At 73.1% G+C, this 22,479-nt stretch carries 14 protein-coding genes and 3 pseudogenes; 7 read left to right on the plus strand and 10 right to left on the minus strand.

Features of this window, described 5'->3' with window-relative positions; all coding sequences use genetic code 11:
- Nucleotides 1-4 precede the first annotated feature (4 nt).
- The 4 genes and pseudogenes from B085_RS0106065 to B085_RS0106080 form a co-directional block, all read right to left on the minus strand.
- Nucleotides 5-1,276, minus strand: coding sequence for an MDR family MFS transporter (locus B085_RS0106065; RefSeq protein ID WP_018557671.1), 1,272 nt, complete (start codon nt 1,274-1,276; stop codon nt 5-7).
- A complete protein-coding gene (locus B085_RS0106070; RefSeq protein ID WP_018557672.1) occupies nt 1,273-2,424 on the minus strand; it encodes a PLP-dependent cysteine synthase family protein in 1,152 nt (383 codons plus the stop codon). Before B085_RS0106070 ends, B085_RS0106065 begins: the two co-directional genes overlap by 4 nt.
- Before the next feature lie 110 nt (nt 2,425-2,534).
- Entirely contained in the window at nt 2,535-2,975 is a 441-nt protein-coding gene (locus tag B085_RS0106075; protein WP_158689671.1) for a hypothetical protein, read from the minus strand.
- 61 nt (nt 2,976-3,036) lie between these two features.
- Nucleotides 3,037-3,816: pseudogene (locus B085_RS0106080) on the minus strand (glycosyl hydrolase family 65 protein); the annotation flags it as partial.
- 359 nt (nt 3,817-4,175) lie between these two features.
- On the opposite strand from B085_RS0106080, the gene B085_RS0106085 reads away from it, so the two are divergent.
- From B085_RS0106085 to B085_RS0106095, 3 genes are all read left to right on the plus strand, one after another.
- Nucleotides 4,176-4,442: an SHOCT domain-containing protein gene (locus B085_RS0106085; protein ID WP_018557675.1), complete on the plus strand. Its 267-nt coding sequence runs from the start codon at nt 4,176-4,178 to the stop codon at nt 4,440-4,442.
- A gap of 33 nt (nt 4,443-4,475) precedes the next feature.
- Nucleotides 4,476-5,117: a CBS domain-containing protein gene (locus tag B085_RS0106090; protein WP_018557676.1), complete on the plus strand. Its 642-nt coding sequence runs from the start codon at nt 4,476-4,478 to the stop codon at nt 5,115-5,117.
- Between the two features lie 84 nt (nt 5,118-5,201).
- On the plus strand, nt 5,202-5,873 hold the full coding sequence (locus B085_RS0106095) for a helix-turn-helix domain-containing protein (RefSeq protein ID WP_018557677.1): 672 nt from the start codon (nt 5,202-5,204) through the stop codon (nt 5,871-5,873).
- Between the two features lie 263 nt (nt 5,874-6,136).
- Here B085_RS0106095 and B085_RS50505 read toward each other — a convergent pair.
- Both B085_RS50505 and B085_RS46570 read right to left on the minus strand, forming a co-directional pair.
- Nucleotides 6,137-6,500, minus strand: a pseudogene (locus tag B085_RS50505) (zinc ribbon domain-containing protein); the annotation flags it as partial.
- 4 nt (nt 6,501-6,504) lie between these two features.
- Nucleotides 6,505-6,896 (minus strand): annotated as a pseudogene (locus B085_RS46570) (SAM-dependent methyltransferase); the annotation flags it as partial.
- Between the two features lie 700 nt (nt 6,897-7,596).
- Here B085_RS46570 and B085_RS0106110 point away from each other — a divergent pair.
- Both B085_RS0106110 and B085_RS0106115 read left to right on the plus strand, forming a co-directional pair.
- The gene (locus B085_RS0106110; RefSeq protein ID WP_018557680.1) at nt 7,597-11,226 is read left to right on the plus strand and encodes a S8 family serine peptidase; all 3,630 of its coding nucleotides are present in this window, start codon (nt 7,597-7,599) and stop codon (nt 11,224-11,226) included.
- Between the two features lie 461 nt (nt 11,227-11,687).
- Nucleotides 11,688-15,119, plus strand: a complete 3,432-nt coding sequence (locus tag B085_RS0106115) for a CARDB domain-containing protein (RefSeq protein ID WP_018557681.1) — start codon at nt 11,688-11,690, stop codon at nt 15,117-15,119.
- A gap of 48 nt (nt 15,120-15,167) precedes the next feature.
- Here the strand turns inward: B085_RS0106115 and B085_RS0106120 are convergent, their stop codons facing one another.
- Complete coding sequence (locus B085_RS0106120; RefSeq protein WP_018557682.1) at nt 15,168-15,890, minus strand: class I SAM-dependent methyltransferase; 723 nt, start codon at nt 15,888-15,890, stop codon at nt 15,168-15,170.
- 218 nt (nt 15,891-16,108) lie between these two features.
- Here B085_RS0106120 and B085_RS0106125 point away from each other — a divergent pair, with 218 nt between their 5' ends.
- Both B085_RS0106125 and B085_RS0106130 read left to right on the plus strand, forming a co-directional pair.
- Nucleotides 16,109-17,326, plus strand: coding sequence for a lycopene cyclase family protein (locus tag B085_RS0106125; RefSeq protein WP_018557683.1), 1,218 nt, complete (start codon nt 16,109-16,111; stop codon nt 17,324-17,326).
- The gene (locus B085_RS0106130) at nt 17,317-18,885 is read left to right on the plus strand and encodes an NAD(P)/FAD-dependent oxidoreductase (RefSeq protein ID WP_018557684.1); all 1,569 of its coding nucleotides are present in this window, start codon (nt 17,317-17,319) and stop codon (nt 18,883-18,885) included. Before B085_RS0106125 ends, B085_RS0106130 begins: the two co-directional genes overlap by 10 nt.
- Before the next feature lie 35 nt (nt 18,886-18,920).
- Here the strand turns inward: B085_RS0106130 and B085_RS0106135 are convergent, their stop codons facing one another.
- From B085_RS0106135 to crtI, 3 genes are read right to left on the minus strand one after another with little or no spacing between them, the layout of a single operon-like run.
- Nucleotides 18,921-19,937, minus strand: coding sequence for a DUF5914 domain-containing protein (locus tag B085_RS0106135; protein WP_018557685.1), 1,017 nt, complete (start codon nt 19,935-19,937; stop codon nt 18,921-18,923).
- Nucleotides 19,934-20,935, minus strand: a complete 1,002-nt coding sequence (locus tag B085_RS0106140) for a phytoene/squalene synthase family protein (RefSeq protein WP_018557686.1) — start codon at nt 20,933-20,935, stop codon at nt 19,934-19,936. The genes B085_RS0106135 and B085_RS0106140 overlap by 4 nt, the downstream gene beginning before the upstream one ends.
- Nucleotides 20,932-22,449 carry a phytoene desaturase family protein gene (crtI, locus tag B085_RS0106145; protein ID WP_018557687.1) on the minus strand — a complete coding sequence of 506 codons (1,518 nt, stop codon included), beginning with the start codon at nt 22,447-22,449 and terminating at the stop codon, nt 20,932-20,934. The genes B085_RS0106140 and crtI overlap by 4 nt, the downstream gene beginning before the upstream one ends.
- Nucleotides 22,450-22,479: the final 30 nt, after the last annotated feature.

A 22,479-nucleotide genomic window follows, 5' to 3' on the forward strand; every position in this document is an offset into this window, starting at 1 on the left:
AAGGTCAGGCGAGGGCCGGCTCGCGGGTGGCCGCGGCGAGCCCCCCGGCCCGCGACAGCAGCTGTACGCAGAGGGCGCACAGCAGGCCGGTCGCCGTCAGGGCCAGCCAGGGCAGCCACGGCTTGTGGCTGTCGTCGGCGATGCCCCAGACGGCGCCGGTCGCGAGGTTGCCCACGGTGATGCCCACGCCGGAGACGGTGTTGTACCAGCCGTAGTGGGTGGCGACGAGGCGCTCTCCCGAGAGGGTGACGATGGTGTCCATCTCGAAGGGGTAGACCACCGCACTGCCCACCGCCAGCAACGCGACGGCGGTGACGAGCAGGGCCACCGCGATCACGGCGCTCGGCGTCCCGCCGGACGGGTCGGGGCTCACGGCGAGGGGCGTGAAGGCCAGGCCCATCAGCAGGATCCCCCCGACGATCGCCTGTGGTCCGCTCCAGCGGGCGCGGACCCAGCCGGTGATGCGGAGCTGCCCGAGGACCGCCACGACCGCCGAGACGATGAACAGGCCGCTGGTGACGGCCTGTCCGCCGCTGCCGAGCAGTTTGTGCGCCTGGAGGGGAAGGGCCAGGTAGACCTGGAAGGACAGCACGTAGGAGCCGATCATGGCCAGGGAGAAGAGCATGAACGGCCGGTTGCCCAGCACCTGCCGCCAGGAGCCGAGGACGCCCGCCGCCGCGCCGGAGTCGCCGGCGTGTCCCGGCCTGCGGTCGGGCAGCGCCCGGCACTGCAGGACGGTGAGCACGGCGAAGACGGCCGCCGCCGTCAGGCACACGGCGCGGAAGTCCAGGGCGAGCAGGGCCAGGCCGACCAGGGGGCCGATCAGGACGCCCGCCTGGTAGAAGACGTTGAACAGGGCGAAACCCTCCACCCGCCGCTCGCCCGCCTGAACGGCCAGGTAGGCGCGGACCGCGGGGTTGAACAGCGCGCCGGCGAACCCCGCGGCGGCGGAGGCCGCCACCAGTGCGGGCAGTGAGTCGACCAGCCCCAGCAGCGCGAAGCCGACGGTGCGCAGGGTGCAGCCGATGATGATGGGCGTCTTGTAGCCGAATCGGTCGGCGATGGTCCCGCCGAGTACGAACATGCCCTGCTGGGAGAAGTTCCGTACGCCCAGGACGAGGCCGACGGCCCAGGCGGCCAGGCCGAGGCCGCCGGCCAGGTGGTCGGCGAGGTAGGGCATGAGCATGTAGAAGCCGAGGTTGATGGCGAACTGGTTGGCCATCAGCAGCCGGGCCGGGGTGTCGAAGGAGCGGACCTGCCGCCACAGGCCCCTCATCGGGCGCCCTCGAAGGACATGCCGTCGAGCCGGCTGTCCGGCGCGGCTGCCAGCGGGTCCCGGACGGTGGTGCAGCGCGTCCAGCGGCCGACGACGGTCTCGCCCGGGTGGGCGATCTCGTCGGGGTCCTCGGAGGGTTCGTGGTGCAGCAGGCCGTGGTCCCGGCAGTAGGGGTCGTCGAAGACGGTCCCTACGTAGCGTTGCGGGCCGTCGGGGAAGATCGTCACGATCCTGGTCTCGGGCGGCAGCGTCCGGGCCAGCCAGCGGGAGACCAGGGCGACGGCGCCGACACTCCAGCCGCCGGTGGCGTAGTGGTCGCGGGCGAGGCGGCGGCAGGCCCACACCGCCTCCGCGGCGGCCACCCAGTGCACCTCGTCGAAGGCGGGGTAGTCGACGTTGCGGGGGTGGATGCTGCTGCCCAGGCCGCGCATGAGCCGTGCGGCGGGCGGCTGGCCGAAGATCGTCGACCCGGTGGTGTCGACGCCGACCAGCCGCAGGTGCGGGAAGAACGCGCGCAGCGGGCCGCTGACCCCGGCCGAGTGTCCGCCGGTGCCGACGCTCGCCACCAGGACGTCGATGCGGCCGAGCTGGGCGACGAGTTCATGGGCGAGGACGGCGTAGGCGGCGACGTTGTCCGGGTTGTGGTACTGGTCCGGGCACCAGGCGGCCGGCTCGGCGGCGAGGAGTTCCCGCACCCTGTCGCGGCGGGCCTGCTGCCAGCCGCCGACCGGGTGCGGTGCGGTGACCACGTCGACGGTCGCCCCGTAGGCGGTGAGCAGGGCGACCAGGGGCGGTTCCATGCCGGGGTCGGTGACCACCGTGACCGGGTGCCCGTGCACGGCCCCCGCGAGGGCCAGGCCGAGGCCGAGCGTGCCGCTGGTCGACTCCACGATCGGGGCCCCGGGGAGGAGTTCGCCGCGGGCGCGGGCGGCCTCGATCATGTACAGCGCCGAGCGGTCCTTGATGCCGCCGGGGTTGAAGCCCTCGAGTTTGGCCCAGAAGCCGCGGCCGTCGGGGACGAAGGGCGATCCGACCCACAGCACGGGCGTGTTGCCGACCAGCCCGGCCGGGGTGCGGCGCGGGGGCGCGGTGGCGGCCAGGAGTTCGGCCGGGGAGGTGGGCGTGCCGGGATAGGGAAGGGTGCTCATAGGTGTCTCTCCTGCCGCCGTCGCCGTGGCGCGGCCGCTGCTCGTACGGGTCCTGGGAGCGCGTTCGGCCGTGCCCGCCGCGCGGTGCGCCGGGCGGGGCCGGGGTGCTCTCAGGTCCGCGATACGCAGAGCAGGCTCAGGGTCGCGGGGCCGGGCCGTGCGGGTGCGCAGGGATGCCCGGCGCCTCCGGGCGCGGCCCGGACGGGGTGGATCGCCGGTACCGGTGCCCGCGGCGTGCCCTCGGCGCCGGGGGCCGCGGGGGCGTCGGCCCATCGCAGGCGGGGATCGGGCAGCCGGTCGAGGGCGACCCCGCACAGCGCGTGGTGGTCGTCCTGCGGCCTGCCGCCGCGGGCGAGGTCCTGGTCCGCGAGCGAGGCGCCGCCCCCGGGCCGGCACAGGGCAGAGTCGGACGAGGCGGCGGCGAGGGTGTCGTTGCCCGCGCGGTCCGGGCCGTGCGCGCAGGCCAGCAGATGGACCCCTGTCAGCACGAGCATGCCCAGCAGCAGGAGAACTCCGCGCGGGGGGACGCGCCGACCCACTCGCCACATCATGCTACGTACAGTAGTCGATCATTCGCTGTGCGCATCCGTCCGTCCGCCCCGCGGGCATGTGTCATCGGGGCGGCAGGTCGAGCCGCCGGAAGCGGCCCGGCGGAACGGACCAGGTCCGGCCGCCGAGGCGGACCCGCAGGGGTGCCGCGGCGGAGGTGGGGACGGCGATGCTGACGAGGTCCCCGCCGACGTGGATCCGCACGCCCCAGTGGTCCCGATAGCGCACCGTGAAGGCGAACGGCGAGAGCTGCGGCAGCGGCACCGGATCGAGCCACAGGGCGTCCTCGCGGGCTTCCAGGCCGGTCAGGCCGCGCTGCACGAGGTCGAGGGTGCCGGCCATGGCGCCCAGATGGATGCCCTCCTCGGTGGTGCCGCCCTGGATGTCGGTGACGTCGCCCAGCAGTGCCTCCTCCGCGCACGACCAGGCGCCCGCCGGGTCGGCCCTGGCCGGCACCCAGGCGTGCACCAGTCCGCTGAGGGTGGATCCGTGGCTGGTGCGCCGCAGGTGGTAGTCGACGGTCGACCGCCACGTGCCGTCGTCCATGGGGCACCCCAGACGCCCGAAGAGGCGGTGCAGTTCGCCGGGTGGGAACAGGTAGCCCAGCATCAGCACGTCGGCCTGCTTGGACGCCCGGTAGCGGTTGACGGAGTCCCCCTCGGCCTCCAGGATCCGGTCCAGCCGGCGGATGTCCCCGTACCGTGCGCGGCGGCCCTCCCAGTCCAGCTCCTCCAGCTCGCCGTAGCCCGCGAACTGGCTGAGCACACCGTCGTGTCGGGGGACGTACAGCCTTCGCGAGACGTCCTCCCAGGATGCCCACGCCCCGCCCGAGGTGGCGGGGCGGGGCGGCCGCGACCGGCAGGTCCGCGTCATCGAGCGGAGTGGGCAGCACACCGCGGGCGTGCGCCATACCCGCGTACCGGCGGCGTGGACAGGTGCGCGCATGGGCCACTCGGCCCGGGCGGAGGGACGTCCGGCCGTGTCGGTGGCCCCACCGGCCCAAGCGGCGCCAGGTGGAATCGACCGACAGTGGGACCGGAGGGCACGGGCTCTACTGTGCGCAGGGAGGCGGGTCGACGCACCACCGCGGGGTCGGCGATCCGATGACCGGGGCGGGTCGCTTCCGTGCGGCCGTCCTCCCACAGCGGTGATCCGGCCGGCAACGGCGGCAGCGGTCCGGGCGCCGCGGTGAGGAGGACACGATGTTCGTCTACGGCGACATGAACGGCTGGGGCTGGGCCCTGATGTCCCTCGGCTGGCTGGTACTGCTGGTCCTCGTCGGCCTGGCCGTGACCGTGCTGCTGCGGCACGCCCCCGACGGCGGTGCGGATCGTATCGTCCACCGGCATCACCCGGAAGCGCGGGCGCTGCTCGCGGAGCGGTACGCCCGCGGCGAGATCGACGACGAGGAGTACTGGCGTCGGCTCGCGATACTGGAGGCCACGGCTCACCGGCAGGGGTCGAGGTGACCTGACCCGGCACGCTCGTCGAAGGAGGCGGCCATGAATGGCGACCGGCATCCGGCGTCGGTGGGCGACGTGATGACCAGGAAGGTCGTCGCGGTCGCCCTGGGCACGTCGTTCAAGGAGATCGTGCGGACCCTGGAGCGGTGGAAGGTCAGCGCCCTTCCCGTGGTGGCCGAGGGCACCCGGGTCGTCGGCGTGGTCTCCGAGGCGGATCTGCTCCGCAAGGAGGAACGCCGCGAGGACGACGCCCCACCGGTCGGCGCGGTCCCGGACAAGGCGTCCGCGGTCACCGCCGGGCAGCTGATGACGGCCCCGGCGATCACCGTGCGCGAGGACGCGCCCCTGGCGCAGGCGGCGCGGACGATGGCGCTGCACCGTGTGAAGCGGCTGCCCGTGGTCGACGCCGACGGCGCGCTGCGGGGTGTGGTGAGCCGGGGGGACCTGCTCAAGGTGTTCCTGCGGACGGACGAGGATCTCGCCGGTGACGTGCGCGGACTCCTCGCGGGTGAACTCCTTCCCGAGGCCTGGCAGTTCGTGGACATCGAGGCGGCCGACGGGGTCGTGACGGTGAGCGGCCTGCTCAGCGACCGGTCGCTGGTGCCGGTCGTGGCCCGGATGGTGCGCTCCGTCGAAGGTGTGGTGGACGTGCGCTTCGACCTCACCTCGGGCCGCGTGTGAGACCGGGCCGCCCGCGCGGCGCCGCCGGATCACGGCGATCGACCGGGGGGACACCCACTGGGAACAGGAAGGAACGTGACCGCCATGACGAAGCATCCCTCGCCCACCGCGACCACCGCGGCCGGGGACATCGGGCGGCGCATCACGATGCGCCGTGAGGAGCTGGGCCTGTCCCGGGAGGACGTGGCGGCACGCACGGGCATCGCGCCGGGCTATCTGCGGTACGTCGAGCATGATGCCACCGCCGCTCCCGGCGTCGCGACGCTGCGGGGCCTGGCCAGGGCGCTGGACACGAGTGTGTCCGCGCTCGCCGGCGGCGACGCCGACCTGCCACCCGGCCGCGGGCGGGCGGCGGGACACGCGGAACTGGTGGAGCTGGGCCGCGACGAGTGCTGGGAGCTGCTGTCCACGCACGGGGTCGGCAGGATCGCCCTGACGATGCCCGAGGGGATCACCGTCGTGCCGGTCAACTACTGCGTCGCCGAGGGCACCATCGCCTTCCGCACCTCTCCGGCCGCCACCCCGGCGGAAGCCACCGACACCAAGTGCGCCTTCGAGGTGGACGAGGTGGACGACGCCCTGAGCCAGGGCTGGAGCGTGCTCGTCCGCGGCATGGCGCACACCGTCACCGACCCCGCGGGCGTCAGACGGCTCGAGGAGCAGGCCTACACCGGGCCGTGGGCCGGCGGAGAGCGCGATCTGTGGCTGCGCATCACCCCGTCGACCGTGACGGGCCGCCGCATCGTGGTGGGCTGACACGCCGACGGCCGGAGGACGCGCGTGCCCCGTCGTCCTGGTCCCGATCGTCCGACCGCCGGGCCGCGCCCCCCGGTACCGGCCGGACCCGCACGAGGGCCGGAAGGCCCCTGCGCACGGCGGGGCCGGGGAAGCAGGCAGGGGACGGGGACCGGGCCCCGCCCGCGAGGAGGACGTCATGCACGGCAGCCCGCACGTCGTCGGCGACGTGATGACGCGATCCGTCGTCGCGGTCGGCCGGGACGCCTCGTTCAAGGAGGTCGTCACGACGATGGAGGAGTGGAAGGTCGGCGGACCAGCGGTCTGTCAGCGCTTGCACGATCGGCACCTGCCGGGTGAGACCAGCCCGGACCGGCATCACGCGCGCGGCGTTCTTGTCCCTGGGGGACACGGCTCCGACGCGGTGCAGGTGTAGGTACGTTCCGACAGCGGACGTGCGTTCTTGGTTCTCGCTCCGCGCGACGCGCAGTCCATGGTGGTGTACGCGGGATGCACCAGGCGCACGTCCCGCCCGTGCTTGCGGCCCATCTCGATCAGAGCCGCCTTCGTGGCGCCGATCGCCGAGTCCCCCGCCTTGCGCGCCATGGTCGTCTTCGCCAGGAACTTCGGCCGAAAGTCCTCCACCGCGCCGGCGGGCGTCGGCCTCGAGGAAGTCCGTGACGCCTTCGGGACGTCCGGTCAGCAGGGCCAGTGCGTGGTGCAGCACCAAGGGGTCGTTGTGCGTGCAGACGACCTTCGCCGCGGGGGTCAGGCGCTGGAGGATCTGGTGCGGGTCGGGTTCGGTGGGGATGCCCGAGCCGATGTCGAGGAACTGGTCGACGCCCTGAGCGGCGAGCCAGGCGTCGGCCGTCGCATGAACCGCCGGTTCTGCCGGGCGGCGTCACGTGCCTCGGGCGGCGGCTTCCCGCCCACGGCCTCGTCGGCGGGGTAGTTGTCCTTGCCGCCCGGCAATCAGCCGTACACGCGGACCGGATGGGCCCGGCCGGTGGCGATCCGCGGTGGACGGGGCGTGCCGATGGTCACGACGGACTCCGTCGCCCCGGGGGTCGGCCGTGCTGTCGGTCCCGGCGGTCTGGCAGAGCAAGCAGCCGCCGAGCACGGCGACTTGGCCGATGCGACGCCCCACCACGGGCTTTGGCGCCACAAATGGCGACATCTTCGGGTGCTCCCGGATTCACCGAACAACCATGGGCGCGTGTCTCTTTCCGCCCGCCACATCAAAGGGTGCGAGCGACCACCCCGCCCCATCGAAACTTTCGCGGGAGGCGGACCCCCGTGACCGTATCGACGTCGAATTCGAAAGCTTCCCGCGAGTAAACCTCCGGGCCGCTCCGCGACGCGTCGCGCACATCGCTGCCGTATGGGCGAATCCCCAGGTCAGCGAAGCTTTCTGAGGTTATTTCAGTTAATGTTCGACCGGTCGTCAACTCCGGATCCCCGGACCCCGCCCACCGGCTCGGAAATAACGCACGCTACAGTCCGTTAGTTCGGGGTTCAAGTGCTTTACACGAGCTCTTCAAGAGTGATCAGATTCCTCCGATCGTCCACTCTGGAGGGCAATGTGAGACCCCGTTTCCCCCGAAGATTCACAGCGGCCGCAGCCACAGCTCTCGTCGCCGCTCTCGTGACACCCGGAGCGGCGCACGGCGCTCCTCCCTCCGCGCCCGGCGCGACGACTACCGAAGCCGCGGCCGCGGGGCAACGCCCGCCCACGACGGTCACGTTGATCACCGGTGACAAGGTGACGGTGGCGCAGGGGCCGAAGGGCACCGCCCCCGCGGTCCAGGTCGAACGCGCACCGGGGGCCACGGGCTCGGTGCGGGTCGCCACCGAGGGCCGGGACACCTACGTGTACCCCGACGAGGCGATGCCGTACATCGCGACGGGACGCCTGGACAAGCAACTCTTCAACGTCACGCAGCTGCTGGCCCAGGGCTACGACGACGCGCATCTCGACGCGCTCCCCCTGATCGTCACGCGCACCGAGGGCTCCGCCGCCCTCGCGAAGAGAGCCGAACTCCCCGGGGCACGGACCACGCTCAGCCTCCCCTCCGTTCGTGGTGAGGCGGTCCGCACCGAGCGGTCGAAGGCCGCGGACTTCTGGGCGGCCCTCACCGGCACCGCGCAGGACGCCGGTCAGCCGTCGGCACGCCTGGCCGGCGGCGCCGAGGAGGCCGCGGCCGCGCCGCGCTTCACCGCCGGCGTCGACCAGGTGTGGCTCGACGGCAAGGCGAAGGCGACGCTCGCCGACACCACCGCGCAGGTCGGGGCGCCCGCCGCGTGGGCCGCGGGCGGCACCGGGGCCGGGGTGCGGGTGGCCGTCCTGGACAGCGGGGTGGACGCCGGCCATCCCGACCTGGCGAACCGCATCGTGGCGTCCCGCAGCTTCGTACCGGGCGAGAACGTCGTCGACCGCAACGGGCACGGCACCCACACGGCGTCCACCGTCGCCGGCACGGGCGCCGCCTCGGGCGGCAAGGAGCAGGGGGTCGCCCCGGGCGCCGACCTGCTGGTGGGCAAGGTCCTCGGCGACAACGGATTCGGGACGATATCCGGGATCATCGCCGGCATGGAGTGGGCGGCGCGGACCGAGCACGCCAAGGTCGTCAGCATGAGCCTGGGCGTCAGTGGCTGGCACACCCAGGACGATCCGATGAGCCAGGCCGTGAACCGGCTGAGCGCCGAGACCGGCGCGCTCTTCGTCATCGCCGCGGGCAACGACGGGCCCGGGGACTACAGCCTCGCCGCACCTGGGACGGCCGACGCCGCGCTCACCGTGGGCGCGGTGGACGCGTCCGACCACCTCGCCGAGTTCTCCAGCGCCGGGCCGCGCATGAACGACGGCGCCCTCAAGCCCGACATGACCGCCCCCGGGGTGGACGTACTCGCGGCGCGCTCGCAGTACCTGGAGTGGGGCGAGGGCTTCTACCGGGTCGACAGCGGGACGTCCATGGCCACGCCCCATGTCGCCGGGGCGGCGGTGCTCCTGGCGCAGAAGCACCCGGGATGGACGGCTCGGCAGATCAAGGACGCCCTGATGGGCACCAGCGTCCCGACCCCCGACTACAGCCCCTACCGGGCGGGTACCGGCCGGCTGAACGTGGCGGCCGCGTACGGCCAGGACCAGGTCGTCGCGACCGGATCGGTCGACGCGGGACTCGTACGGTGGTCGCCCGGTACGCAGCGGCAGCCGGTCAAGCGGAAGATCACCTACACCAACACCACGTCCCGACCCCTCACGTTGCGGCTCTCCGTCGACCGCGGCGACTCCCCGGCGCGGGTGTTCGCGGTGTCCGGCGACCGCGTCACGGTGCCGGCGAACGGCACGGCCACCGCCGAGGTCGTGGTCGACGCCCAGGGCCTCGCGGCGGGCCAGTACGCCGCCCGGGTCACGGCGCGCCACGCGGGCGGTGAGGTGCACACCGCGGTGGGGATCTCCGTCGAGTCCGAGAAGCACGACCTCACCATCCGACTGAAGGACCGTGACGGCCGGCCCGTGAGCGGCGAGGTCGAGATCAGGAGCACGGACGGCGCCTCCACGTACCTGTGGATCCCCGACGGGTCGCTCACCAGCCGCTGGGCTCCCGGTTCCTACATGGTCTCGTCGTTGGCGGACGTGCAGGGTGTCGGCGGCCGCCACTCCCTCGGGCTCGCGGTGCTGACGGCCCCCGAGGTCGAGCTCACCGGCGACCGGGTCGTGGAGCTCGACGCCTCCCGCGCCCGCCAGGTGAAGGTGGCCACACCCCGGCCGACCAGCGTGGTGAGCAGCAGGATCGACCTGTACCGCTCCTTCACCTCCGCCACGCCCACCCCCGGCGACGGGAACGCCCTGCGCGAGAGGATCTGGCCCTCGGCGGCCTACGACAGCCTGTGGGCGCTGCCGACCAAGGACAAGGTGAGAAAGGGCAGCTTCGCCTTCACCACCAGGATCCGCGCCGAACAGCGGCCGCTGGCGGTCACCTACCGCGGACGCCTCCTCGACGACGCCCTCGTGCAGCCCGGTTCCCGGCCGCTGCGGGACGGCACTTCCCGTCTCGACGCCGTCTTCGCCGGCAACGGCACGCGGGCCGAGTACGCCGGAGTGTCCGCCCGCGGCCGCGCCGTGGTGATCCGCGGCGGCGACGCCGTGTCCCCCGCGGATCGGGCGGCCGCCGCGCGTGCCGCCGGTGCGGCGCTGCTCCTCGTGGTCAACGACGGTGAGGGCCGCGGGAGCGACTGGTACGGGGACCCCGACAAGGTGACGGCCGGGCAACTCCCGGTCGCCTCGCTGACCCTGGACGAAGGGGAGGCGCTGATCAAGGAGATCGGCGCCGCGGGCCGGAAGGGCCTGCGGCTCGCGGTCGAGGCGCATCCGGCGCCGGCGTACCTGTACGACCTCCTCGACCAGCACCTCGGCGGGGTGCCCGCGGATCCCTCCGCGAGGACGGACGCCCGCAGCCTCGCCCGCGTCGACCTCGACTTCACCCCGCCCCCCGGACGGCGGGTCACCGAGTCGCGGCTGGACTTCCCGTCGTACGACTACCCGCCGTACAAGGGGTTCTCGCCCAACGCCCTTCCCGCCGACGTGGTCGCGCCCGGACGGCGCACCGACTGGGTCACCGCGGGTGTCCAGTGGCAGCAGAACGCCGGGCTGGAGGGCTGGGGCGGCTCGTCGACCGACCTGATGACCTACCGGCCGGGCAGTGCGCAGAAGGACCGCTGGTTCGGGCCGATCACCCGGCCCCGCATGATCGCATCCGATCTGCCGTACCGCGGCGAGAACGCGATGAGCGCCTACATCCAGGGGTTCGGCGACGCGGGGTCGGCGCACAGCGGCGGATCGGGCATGTACCAGGCGATCTCGTTCTACCAGGGCGACCGGGAGCTGTCCCGGATCGAGGGCTACCCCTGGTTCGGGGTCGGTGACCTGGCGCCGGAGAAGCTCCCGTACCGGCTGGTCGTCGACACCAAGGGTGACACGGCGCTCAGCCCCTACTCGACCGCCACACGCACCGAGTGGCGCTTCACCTCCGGCGCCCCCGAGAGCGTCCAGGCCGTTCCCTTGGTGCAGCTGGACTACGGCACGGACCTTGACGCGGAGGGCAGGGCGGAGCGCAGGACGGAACTCGGCGTCACCCCGGTCGTGCTCGGCAGTCAGGCTGCCGGGGACGCGGTCTCCGCGGTCCGGCTCGAGGTGTCCTACGACGACGGGGCCACCTGGCTGCGACAGGGGCTCAAGGCGAAGAAGGGCACCTGGCAGGCGGCCCTGAACGCGCCGGGCCGGGCGGGCTACGTGTCGATCCGTGTCACCGCCGAACAGCGCAACGGCGGCGGCGTCACCCAGACCGTCACGCGGGCCTTCGGCCTGAAGTGACACCGTGAGGGGCCGGTGCCCGGTGCGACCACGCATCGGGCACCGGCCCCTTCGCGTTCCCCGCAGCCGGCGATCTTGCGTAGTGCACTCAATAATTTGCGTTGACTGCGAGCGCCCTGCCCACCGATGCCGTCCCTCCCACGGACCGCCCGGAGGATCTGCCTGGCGCTATGCCGCAGGCGCTTCAGAGCTTCCGCGCGCAAGTGCTCCGCAAGCAGCGCAAGCACGGTCCACCCTCAAGTACGGCCGGATTACGAGCTGTTGACAAACCCGAGACGTCCGAGAAACCTAATGACGCGCTTTCCGCAAGAACTTGACTGCCTTACTCAATTGGCGTGCATGGCCGGCTCTTGTGTCGGGACGGCACCCGCCGGTCCCTGCTTCCCGCGCTTCCCCCGCTCCCCCTGGTTCCTCCTCGCCCGCCCGCCGCGCGCCCCGCCCCCCACGGAATTGAGGACCCCATGCGTTGGAGACCCCTCGGCCGACGGTCGCTGTCCGCCACCGCCCTGGCCGGGCTCATGACCCTCGCGCTGTTGCCGATGTCCGCCCCCGCACAGGCAGCCCCCACGGCCTCGGACGCTGCCGCCGCCGACGTCAACCTCGCTCTCGGCCGCCCCGCCACCGCGAGCGGCTCCCACGGCGAGTACCCGGCCGGGAACACCACCGACGGCACCCAGGCCTCCTACTGGGAGGGCCCGGCCGGCTCCTTCCCCCAGTGGGTGCAGGTCGACCTCGGCGCTACCCGCAGCGTCGACCGGATCGTGCTCAAACTGCCCTCCGGATGGGAGACCCGGACCGAGACGCTCTCCCTGCAGGGCAGCACCGACGGCTCCTCGTTCGGCACGCTCGCCGCCTCGGCCGGACGGGTGTTCAACCCGGCGCAGGCCAACGCCGTCACCGTGGACCTGGCAACCCCCTCCGACGCCCGGTACGTCCGGGTCAATGTCACCGGCAACACGGGCTGGAGTGCCGCGCAGCTGTCGGAACTGGAGGTGTACGGCGAGGAGGGCGGCCCGACCGACCCTCCACCCACCGGCACCAACCTGGCGCGCAACAAGCCGGTCGAGGCCACCTCGTCGGTGCACAACTTCGTGGCCGCCAACGCCACCGACGACTCCACCTCCACCTACTGGGAGGCGGCCGGCCACCCTGCCGATCTCACCGTCAAGCTCGGCTCGGCCGCGGACGTCACCGGCGTCGTGGTCAGGCTCAACCCCGACCCCGTGTGGGGGGCCCGCACCCAGGCCGTCCAGGTGCTGGGCCGCGCGCCGTCCGGGACCGGCTTCACCTCGCTGCGTGACCGCGCCGACTACTCCTTCAGTCCCGGCACGGGCAACGCGGTGACCATCCCGGTCAGCGGGCGCTGGGAGGACGTACGGCTGCGGTTCTTCGCCAACTCCGGCGCGCCCGGCGGCCAGGTCGCGGAGTTCCAGGTGGTCGGCACCGCCGCGCCCGCTCCCGACCTCACCGTCACCGGTCTGAGCTGGTCACCGGCCACCCCGTCCGAGCGGGACGCGGTCACCGTGAACACCGGGGTACGCAACGCCGGCACCGCGCGCTCCGCGGCGACGACCGTGGACGTGAGCGTGGAGGGCACGGTCGCCGGATCCGCCTCGGTGCCCGCCCTCGACCCGGGCGAGTCCGCCACCGTCGCCGTCTCCGCCGGCACCCGCGCGGCGGGCAGTTACGCGGTCTCGGCGGTCGTCGACCCGCGCAACACGGTGGCCGAGCTGGACGACAGCAACAACAGCCGCAACGCCGCGGACCGCCTGGTCGTCAGCCAGGCCCCCGGACCGGACCTCGAGGTCACCGGCATCACCACCAACCCTGCCAATCCGGCCGTGGGTTCGTCCGTCTCCTTCACCGTCGCCGTGCACAACCGCGGCACGACGGCCGCGGCGGCGGGTTCGGTGACCAGGCTGCAGGCGGGCTCCACCACGCTGAACGGCACGACCGGCCAGGTCGCGGCGGGCGCGACGGTGGACGTCGCCATCAGCGGCACCTGGACGGCGACCGCAGGCGGCGCCACCCTCACGGCCACCGCGGACGCCACCGGCGTGGTCGCCGAGACCAACGAGAACAACAACGTGCTCGCCAAGCCCCTCGTCGTCGGACGCGGCGCGGCCGTGCCGTACACCGAGTACGAGGCGGAGAACGGCCGCTACCAGGGCACCCTGCTCACGGCCGACGCCAAGCGGACCTTCGGGCACACCAATTTCGCGACCGAGTCGTCGGGCCGCAAGTCCGTCCGGCTGGACTCCGGCGGCCAGTACGTCGAGTTCACCTCCACCACCTCCACCAACTCCATCGTGGTGCGCAACTCCATCCCCGACGCCGCGGGCGGCGGCGGATCGGACGCCACGATCAGCCTCTACGCCGACGGCGCCTTCGTGCAGAAGCTGTCGCTGTCCTCCAAGCACAGCTGGCTGTACGGCAGCACCGACGACCCGGAGGGGCTGACCAACCGGCCCGGCGGCGACGCACGGCGGCTGTTCGACGAGTCGCACGCACTGCTGTCGCGCACGTACCCGCAGGGCACCACCTTCCGGCTGCAGCGTGACGCGGGCGACTCGGCGGCCTACTACGTCATCGACCTGATCGACCTGGAGCAGGTCGCCCCGGCGCTGACCAAGCCGGCCGACTGCGCCTCGATCACCGAGTACGGGGCCGTCCCCGGTGACGGGCTCGACGACACCGACGCCATCCAGCGGGCGGTCACCGCAGACCAGAACGGCCAGATCCCCTGTGTGTGGATCCCGGCCGGGCAGTGGCGGCAGGAGCAGAAGATCCTCACCGACGACCCGCAGAACCGGGGCCAGTACAACCAGGTGGGCATCCGGGACGTCACCATCCGCGGCGCGGGCATGTGGCACTCCCAGCTCTACACCCTGACCCCGCCGCAGAACGCCGGGGGCATCAACCACCCGCACGAGGGCAACTTCGGCTTCGACATCGACCACAACACCCAGATCTCCGACATCGCCATCTTCGGCTCGGGCACGATCCGCGGCGGCGACGGCAACGCCGAGGGCGGCGTCGGCCTCAACGGGCGCTTCGGCAAGGACACGAAGATCACCAACGTCTGGATCGAGCACGCCAACGTCGGCGTCTGGGCCGGCCGGGACTACTCCAACATCCCCGAGCTGTGGGGGCCCGGCGACGGGCTGGAGTTCACGGGGGTGCGGATCCGCAACACCTACGCCGACGGCATCAACTTCGCCAACGGCACCCGCAACTCCACCGTCTTCAACTCCTCGTTCCGCAACACCGGCGACGACGCCCTCGCGGTGTGGGCCAGCAAGTACGTCAAGGACACCTCCGTCGACGCCGGCCACGACAACCACTTCCGCAACAACACGATCCAGCTGCCCTGGCGCGCCAACGGCATCGCGGTCTACGGCGGCTACGGCAACACCATCGAGAACAACATCGTCTCCGACACGATGAACTACCCGGGCATCATGCTCGCCACCGACCACGACCCGATCCCCTTCTCGGGCCAGACCCTCATCTCGGGCAACGCCCTGTACCGGACGGGCGGCGCGTTCTGGGGCGAGGCGCAGGAGTTCGGCGCCATCACGCTCTTCGCCCAGGCCACCGACATCCCGGGGGTCACCATCCGGGACACCGAGATCCACGACTCGACCTACGACGGCATCCAGTTCAAGACGGGCGGCGGCTCCATGCCCGGTGTCAAGGTCACCGGTGTCCGCATCGACAAGTCCGTCAACGGCTCCGGCATCCTCGCGATGAGCGGCGCCCGCGGCAGCGCCACCCTCACCGACGTCACGATCACGAACTCCGCCCAGGGTGACGTACTGATCGAGCCCGGCTCCCAGTTCACCGTCACCGGCTCACCGAACGGCGCGTCCGCAGCACGCAGGTCCTTCTGAGAACGGCGGGGTCCCCGGCTCACCACGAGCCGGGGATCCCGCACCCTGTCACACCCGCCTGCCGGCCGGCGCCCGCGCCACGAACGTGTGCGCGACCCCGGTCTGCCAGCCCGGCAGGGGAAGAACCCGGACGTGCGTGAATCCCGCCCCCCGCATCCGTGCGGCGAAGGCGCCGGCGGTGTCGAACGCGAGAACGCTGCGCCACAGGTGCTCGTACAGGGGGCGGTCCCCGGCGAGTTGCCCGACGGGCAGCAGCAGTCCCCTGCACACCGCCGTCCACACCGCGCGATGGCGCGTCCGGCCGCTGAGGGTGTACTCGTGGATCGCGATGCGCCCACCCGGGGCCATCGTGTCCCGCACCCGGTCCAGGACCAGATCGGGATCGGCCACGTTGCGGAAGAGGTAGGCGGCGAACACCGCGTCGAACGGCCCGGCCGCCCCGGCTTCCGCGAGCCGCTCGGCCGGAGCGTGCAGGAACGTGACACCGGGGCCCCATCGCTTGCCGGCCGCCACCTGAAGCATGCCTGCAGAGGAGTCGACCGCGGTGATCCGGGCCCGCGGGGCCGCGGTGAGCAGGGCGGCGGTGGACGCACCCGTGCCGCATCCCAGGTCCAGCAGCCGCATCCCTCCCCCGCCGGCGTGCATTCCCAGCCGCCGGGCGGACCGTCGCAGATGAGCGTGGTAGCCCGGATTGGCGGCGACCATCCGATCGTAGAGCGTGGCGGCGTGGTCGAACGCGGACGCGAGTTCACCACCGTGCATCACGGTCATGACGGACTCCTCTGCTGCCGGGACAGGTGACGGGACGCACGCGCACCACGCCCTGCCGCTGTCCATCCCACCGCCGCTCCCGTCGGAACGCACCTCGGCGGAGCCGTCCACGGACGGGTCAAGAACCGCGTGTCCGACCCGGCCGTGCCCCCTTCCGGCGGCGGCAGGGGCGATCATCGCCACGACCGCTTCGCACCGCCGGCCTCCGGGAGGATCCATTGGACGATGCCGGTATCCGGGGTGCCGTCGACATCGCGATCGTCGGGGCGGGCGCCGCCGGACTGTCATTGGCGCACCGCCTGACGGCCTCGCCGGGCCCGGCCGGTCGCCCCGTCTCGCTCGTGCTCGTCGAGCCCCCGACGGGTTCCCCCGTGCGCTCCCCCGCCCGCACATGGTGCTTCTGGGGGGACGAGTGCGACGAGTTCGAAAGCCTGGTCACCGCCCGCTGGGACCGGCTGCGGATCACGGCCGGGGACGGCCGCCGCGTCTGCTTCACGTCCCGCCGCGCGTACCGGATGATCCGTTCGGCCGACTTCCTCCCCGGAGTCGAAGGCGTACTCGCCCGTCGGCCCGGCGTGATGAGGGTGGAGGCGACAGTGGACCAGGTGCGTGACGCGCCCGGAGGCGCCGAGATCACCGGCCATGACGCGGCGGGCCGTCCGGTCCGGCTCCACGCCCGCTGGGCCTTCGACTCGCGGCCCCCGAGCGAACTGCCGCCGGCCCGCACCACTCTCCTGCAGCATTTCAAGGGCTGGTTCGTCACCGTCCGTGCCGACCGCTTCGAGCCCGGTGTCGCCGATCTCATGGACTTCCGCACCCCCCAGCCCGCCCAAGGACTGTCCTTCGCGTACGTGTTGCCCTTCACGCCCCGCGAGGCACTGGTCGAGTACACGGAGTTCTCCGCCGCGCCATTGACCGGGTCCGCCTACGATGCGGCGCTGGAGGACTACGTCCAGCGCGTACTGCGGCCGGCCGGACACGTGGTCACCGCGGTCGAACAGGGCATCATCCCCATGACGGACGGGCGCTTCCCCCGGTCTGCCGGAGAGAGCGTGTTCCGCATCGGTGTGGCCGGCGGTGCCGCCCGGCCCTCCACCGGGTACGCCTTCGCGGCGATCCAGCGGCAGTCGGCCGCGATCGCCGCCTCCTGGCACGCGGGCCGGACTCCGCGTCCACCGGCGCTGCACGCTGCCCGCCACCGCCTCATGGACGCCGTCATGCTGCGCGCCCTGGCGACCGGCCGGGCCGGTGGGGCGGCCTTCTTCGAGGCCCTGTTCCGCCGCAATCCCCCGGAGCGGGTACTGCGCTTCCTAGATGGCACGTCGACGCTGCGCGACGAGTGGGCCATCGGTCTGGGCACGCCGGTGCCGGCCATGCTGCGTTCTCTCCTGGAACTCCCACTGCTTCCGCGACGAAAGGCCACCGCATGCCCCTGATCCGCCCGTTCCGGCCGACGCGCCCGGGCCGCGACCGCAGGGCCGTCCTGTGGCCGGCGCGGGACGGCGCCGACCGGGTGCCGGCTCCCGCACCACACGCGGCCGTCGTGGGTGGAGGCATCGCGGGGATCGCGGCGGCCGTCGCGCTCGCCGAGCGCGGCGTGCGCGTCGACCTGCTGGAACGGGAGGACGTGCTCGGCGGCAGGGCCGCAGGATGGCGGACCACTCTGGCCGACGGCCGGCAGGTCACGATGAGCAGGGGCTTCCACGCCTTCTTCCGCCAGTACTACAACCTCCGTGCGGTGCTCCGCCGGGCCGACCCGGGCCTCGAGCGGCTGCGGCCGCTCGCCGACTACCCGCTGCGGCGCGCCACCGGTACGAGCGACAGCTTCCGCAACGTGCCGCGTACACCGCCGTGGAGCGTGCTGGGTTTCGTCGCGCTCAGCCCGTCCTTCGGCTGGTCGGGCCTGGCGCGGATGAACCCGCGGGCCGCCCTGCCGCTCCTGGACGTCAGCATCCCGGACGTGTACGAAAGGCTCGACGCGGTGAGCGCGTCGGCCTTCCTGGACGACGTCCGTTTCCCGGAGGACGCCCGGGACCTGGCGTTCGAGGTGTTCTCCCGCAGCTTCTTCGCCGATCCGAAGGAACTCTCCGCCGCGGAACTGGTGCTGATGTTCCACATCTACTTCCTCGGCTCCTCCGAAGGACTTCTGTTCGACGTGCCCGGCGAGCCTTACCCGCAGGCGCTCTGGGACCCACTCGCCGACCACCTGTCCGGTCTGGGGACCGTCATCCGTACCGGCAGCACCGTCCATGCCGTGACCCCCGACGCGGGGGGTTTCCGCCTGTCGGTCGCCGCCACCGCTGCGTCCCGGACGCCGGAGGAGCACCGGTACGACGCGGTCGTCCTCGCCCTCGACGCAGGAGGCCTGCGGAGCGTGGTCGCGGCGTCGCCCGGTCTGGAAGGGGCCAGTTGGCGTGCGGGGGTCGAACGGCTCCAGCCGGCCCCGCCCTTCCTGGTCTCGCGCTACTGGCTGGACCGCCCCGTACGCTCCGACCGGCCGGGATTCCTCGGGACGAGCGGATACGGCCCGGTGGACAACGTCACCGTCCTCAGCCGCTGGGAGGGAGAGGCGGCCCGCTGGGCGAGGACGACCGGCGGCTCGGTGGTGGAACTCCACGCCTATGCCGTCGGCCCGGCGGCCGACCGCAGCGCCGTCCAGGCGGCCATGCGGCGCGAACTGTCGCGGATCTACCCCGAGTGCGCCGGGGCGGCCGTGGTCGACACCCGCCACGAATGGCGGCAGGACTGCCCGCTGTTCTCCGTCGGCGGCTACCGGGACCGCCCCACCGTGCGCACCCGCCACCCCCGCCTGGTGATCGCGGGCGACCACGTGCGCAGCGCGCTCCCCGTCGCCCTGATGGAACGCGCGGCCACCACGGGAACCCAGGCGGCGAACGCCCTCCTGGCGTCCTGGGGAGTGCGCGGCCACCCGCTGTGGTCGGTCCCGGTGGGCGGGCGCAACCGTGTCATGCGCGTCCTGTCACGCCGGGGCTGAAGGCGTCGCGCCGGCACCGCGCACGAGACGGGGCTTCAGCCGGGGAACCGGCCCTGGCTCCGCAGGGCGTAGCGGCGCTCGGCGTAGGCCAGGTCGTCGCGCCACAGGCGGGCGGCGCAGTGCCGCAGGACTGGCCGCAGCAGCGGCGCGCTCCGGCGCACGAGGGCGAAGCCGGGGCGCGCCGAGTGGGCGACGACGGCCTCGGTCACGGCGGTGCGCGGTCGTCCGTCGCTGCCGGGCCCCAGGGGGGTCGCGTGGGTCTCGACGACGCTGGTGGCCCCCTCCCCGGAGACGATGCGCATCACTACGGTGCGCGGCCCGGGTGCGGTGAACTCCGCCCGCACCGGAACACCGAGACGTCCGCGCACACGGAAGGAGACGTCGACCAGGAAGCGGTCCTGCGCCGTGTCGGAGGCGTCCGTGTCGTGGGCGGCGGGCGCCTCGACGACGGTGAGGTCGGCGAAGGAGTAGGGGTGGAACCAGGCCCCGTGCCACGGGTCCAGCCGGTTGGCGACGACGTCCTCGGGCTCGCACCGCCCGGCGACGGTCATGACGGCCGCCAGCGAGGCTCCCGGGGCGGGGCGCGCGGGCACGGCGGGCGCCGGTGAGGGTTCCTCACCACCGACGGCGTCCAGCCGCACCCACACCAGGAGGCCGTCGTCGTGGGCGGGGTAGGGTTCCCACCCCGGGCGTCCCGAGGGCTTCAGGTCGAGGCCGTGCCAGTGGCAGACGATCGTGCCGTCCCGCAGGAAGCTGTCGCACAGCGGAGCACCCAGGTGCGGGCAGGCCCCGGGGGCGGCTCGTGCGTGTCCTTCCCGGTCGCGCCACAGCACCACCTCAAGGCCCGCAACGCTCCTGCCGGTGACGCGGCGCCCGTCGACCTCCGTACTTGCGGCCACCACGTACCAGTTGCCGGACGGACGGGCCTGGGCGCGCTTCAGCGCGGACGCGATGAGGGCGGGCCTGGCGTCACGCCAGGTGGGCGGCTGATCCTGCCACTTGCCGGCGCTGAGCAGCGCCAGCGGATGCAGCGGACGGCCGGAGCGGCTCATACGGTCGACTCCTCGGGCGTGTCGGATGTGGCGCCGCACTGCACCGGCCGCGAGCGCGCACGGTGGGTGACGCGGCTGGAGACGACACCGACGAGCCCGCGGGCGGCTTCACGGGCGCGGCGGTGCCGGGGCACGGCCACGCGCCGGTGGAGCACCGGGTAATCGGCGGCCTCGATCTCGTCGAGGATGCCCCGGTAGAGCACCAGGGCCGTTCGGACGCAGGGGCGTGAGACGGGAGCGAGCATGGGAATGCCGACGGCGGCCCGCCGGTACACACCACGGGTGAGGGCGGCGGTCTCACGGAGGGCGCCGCGGACTCGCGGGTCGGTGGTACCGCGCCCGCGGCACCAGGTCAGTAGCGCGCGATCCGCCCCGTGGGCGGTCAGGATGTCACCGGGGATGTAGACACGGCCGCGGTCCAGGTCCTCCCCGACGTCGCGCAGGAAGTTGGTGAGCTGGAAGGCGACGCCGAGGGCGGCCGCGGCGGGGGCGGCCTCCTCCCGGGAGGTGACCGTCCCCAGGACCGGGAGGACTTGCAGGCCGATCACCGCCGCCGACCCGTGCATGTAGCCGGCCAGATCGGCGTATGTGGGGTAGCCGGTGACAGTCAGGTCCATCCGCATGGCGGCCATGAAGTCGGTGAACAGCGCGTGGTCGAGCCGGTGCCGGCGGACGGTGTCGGCGAGGGCGGTGACGACCGGATGGTCCGCCCGGCCCCTGCGCAACCCGTCCAGGAGCGCCGTCTCCAGATCGGCGAGGTCCCGTTGCCTGGCCGCGGGCGCTCCGCCGCCGGGGCCGTGGTCGACGTCGACGATGTCGTCGGCCCAGCGGGCGAAGCCGTAGAGCGCGTGGACGAAGGGGCGGCGGTCCGGTGTGAGCAGCCGGGTGGCCAGGAAGTAGGTCTTGCCGTGCCGCGCGTTCAACGCGCGGCAGCGCGTGTAGGCCTCCCGCGTCGCGGGCTCGGTGATTCCTGCGGCGTCGAGTTCCCGGGCCGTCACCGGACGCTCCTCCGCGGCCCCCGCCGCGCCACCGCGCGGTCCCCCGCGATACGGGCGGCGGCAAGCTTCCCGGAGATCAGCACGGTGGGCACTCCGACACCGGGCACGGTGCCGCAGCCGGCCAGGACGACGTTTCCGGCGCCGCGGACGAGGTTGCGGGAGCGGAAGGGTCCCGTCTGGGCGAAGGTGTGCGCGGCCGAGAAGGGTGTGCCCGCCGCATGCCCGTCCGCTGCCCAGTCGGCGGGCGACACGGTGCGGAGGGTCTCGACGGACGCCTCGAACCCCTCCAGTCCGCGCTTGTCGAGTTCCTCCATCAGCCGATCCCGGTAGGCGGGGGCCGCCTGGCTCCAGTCGACGCGGCCGGTGGCCAGATTGGGGCACGGGGCGAGGACATAGTGCAGGTGCCGGCCCTCGGGCGCGAGCGAGGGGTCGGTGGCGGTGGGCCTGGTGATGAGCAGGGAGGGGTCGCTCATGAGGCGTCCGAGACGGGTCAGTTCCTCGAAGGTGCGGGTCCAGGCGCCGCCGAATGAGAGGGTGTGGTGCGCCAGCTGCGGCCACGTCCGGCGGGTCCCGGCGTGCAGCACGAACGCGGAAGGGGACCACCGCAGTCGGACCGGCCGCCGGGGAACGCGGCCCAGGAGCCGGTGCACCACCGGTAGGTCGGGCGTGAGCACCACGGCGTCGCAGGGGATCCGTTCGCCCTCACTGGTGCGCACGGCCGTCACTCTGCCGCCGTGGCCGCGCTCCAGGGCGGCGACCTCGCTCCCGTAACGGAGGTCCGCACCGGCGCCGGTGGCTTCGGCGGCGAGACCGCGGGCGACGGCGTGCATGCCGCCCCGCGGGAAGTACACGCCGGCGACGGTGTCCATGTAGGCGATGACCGCGTACGCGGCCAGTGCCCGGGCGGGGGGCACTCCGGCGTACAGGGCCTGGAAGGAGAACACCCGTTGCAGGCGCTCGTCCTTGACGAAGCGCGCGATGCGCGGCTGGAGCCGGCCGAATCCGCCGAGTGCCGCCAGCCGGGCGAGGTCGGGGGTGAGAAGGGACAGGGGCGAGTCGAAGTTGACGTCGATGAAGCTGCGCATCTGCACCCGGTACAGCTCGCCCAGCCAGGACCGCAGCCGCCGGTACCCCTGCGCCTCCCGCCCGCCTGCGAACCGGGCGACCTCGGCCTCCATCGCGTCCGGCTCGGTGTGGACGTCGAGGGCGGTGCCGTCGGCGAAGCGCGCGCGGTAGGCGGGATGGAGCGCCTTCAGCTCCACCCGTGAGGCGAGAGAGCCGCCGGTGGCCGCGAACGCGTCTTCGAGAAGGTCGGGCATGGTCAGAACCGTCGGGCCGGTGTCGATGCGGTAGCCCTGGAGTTCGAGCAGACCGGCGCGGCCCCCGGGCCCCGCGGCTCGCTCCAGTACGGTCACCCGGCGGCCGGCGCCCAGCAGGTGGAGGGCGGCGGCGAGCCCTGCCAGCCCCGCGCCCACGACGACCACATGGTCGGTGCGGCCCTGGATGGTCCTCATCGGCGGTCGTCCTCGCGTTCGGGGGTCCGG

The sequence above is a fragment of the Streptomyces sp. BoleA5 genome (assembly GCF_000373665.1).
Lineage (GTDB): Bacteria > Actinomycetota > Actinomycetes > Streptomycetales > Streptomycetaceae > Actinacidiphila.

Bases quoted from the DNA above. Each gene is read 5' to 3' on its own strand.
- B085_RS0106065 (WP_018557671.1), bottom strand. From the start codon at position 1,276: ATGAGGGGCCTGTGGCGGCAGGTCCGCTCCTTCGACACCCCGGCCCGG.
- B085_RS0106070 (WP_018557672.1), bottom strand. From the start codon at position 2,424: ATGAGCACCCTTCCCTATCCCGGCACGCCCACCTCCCCGGCCGAACTC.
- B085_RS0106075 (WP_158689671.1), bottom strand. From the start codon at position 2,975: ATGATGTGGCGAGTGGGTCGGCGCGTCCCCCCGCGCGGAGTTCTCCTG.
- B085_RS0106085 (WP_018557675.1), top strand. From the start codon at position 4,176: ATGTTCGTCTACGGCGACATGAACGGCTGGGGCTGGGCCCTGATGTCC.
- B085_RS0106090 (WP_018557676.1), top strand. From the start codon at position 4,476: ATGAATGGCGACCGGCATCCGGCGTCGGTGGGCGACGTGATGACCAGG.
- B085_RS0106095 (WP_018557677.1), top strand. From the start codon at position 5,202: ATGACGAAGCATCCCTCGCCCACCGCGACCACCGCGGCCGGGGACATC.
- B085_RS0106115 (WP_018557681.1), top strand. From the start codon at position 11,688: ATGCGTTGGAGACCCCTCGGCCGACGGTCGCTGTCCGCCACCGCCCTG.
- B085_RS0106120 (WP_018557682.1), bottom strand. From the start codon at position 15,890: ATGACCGTGATGCACGGTGGTGAACTCGCGTCCGCGTTCGACCACGCC.
- B085_RS0106130 (WP_018557684.1), top strand. From the start codon at position 17,317: ATGCCCCTGATCCGCCCGTTCCGGCCGACGCGCCCGGGCCGCGACCGC.
- B085_RS0106135 (WP_018557685.1), bottom strand. From the start codon at position 19,937: ATGAGCCGCTCCGGCCGTCCGCTGCATCCGCTGGCGCTGCTCAGCGCC.
- crtI (WP_018557687.1), bottom strand. From the start codon at position 22,449: ATGAGGACCATCCAGGGCCGCACCGACCATGTGGTCGTCGTGGGCGCG.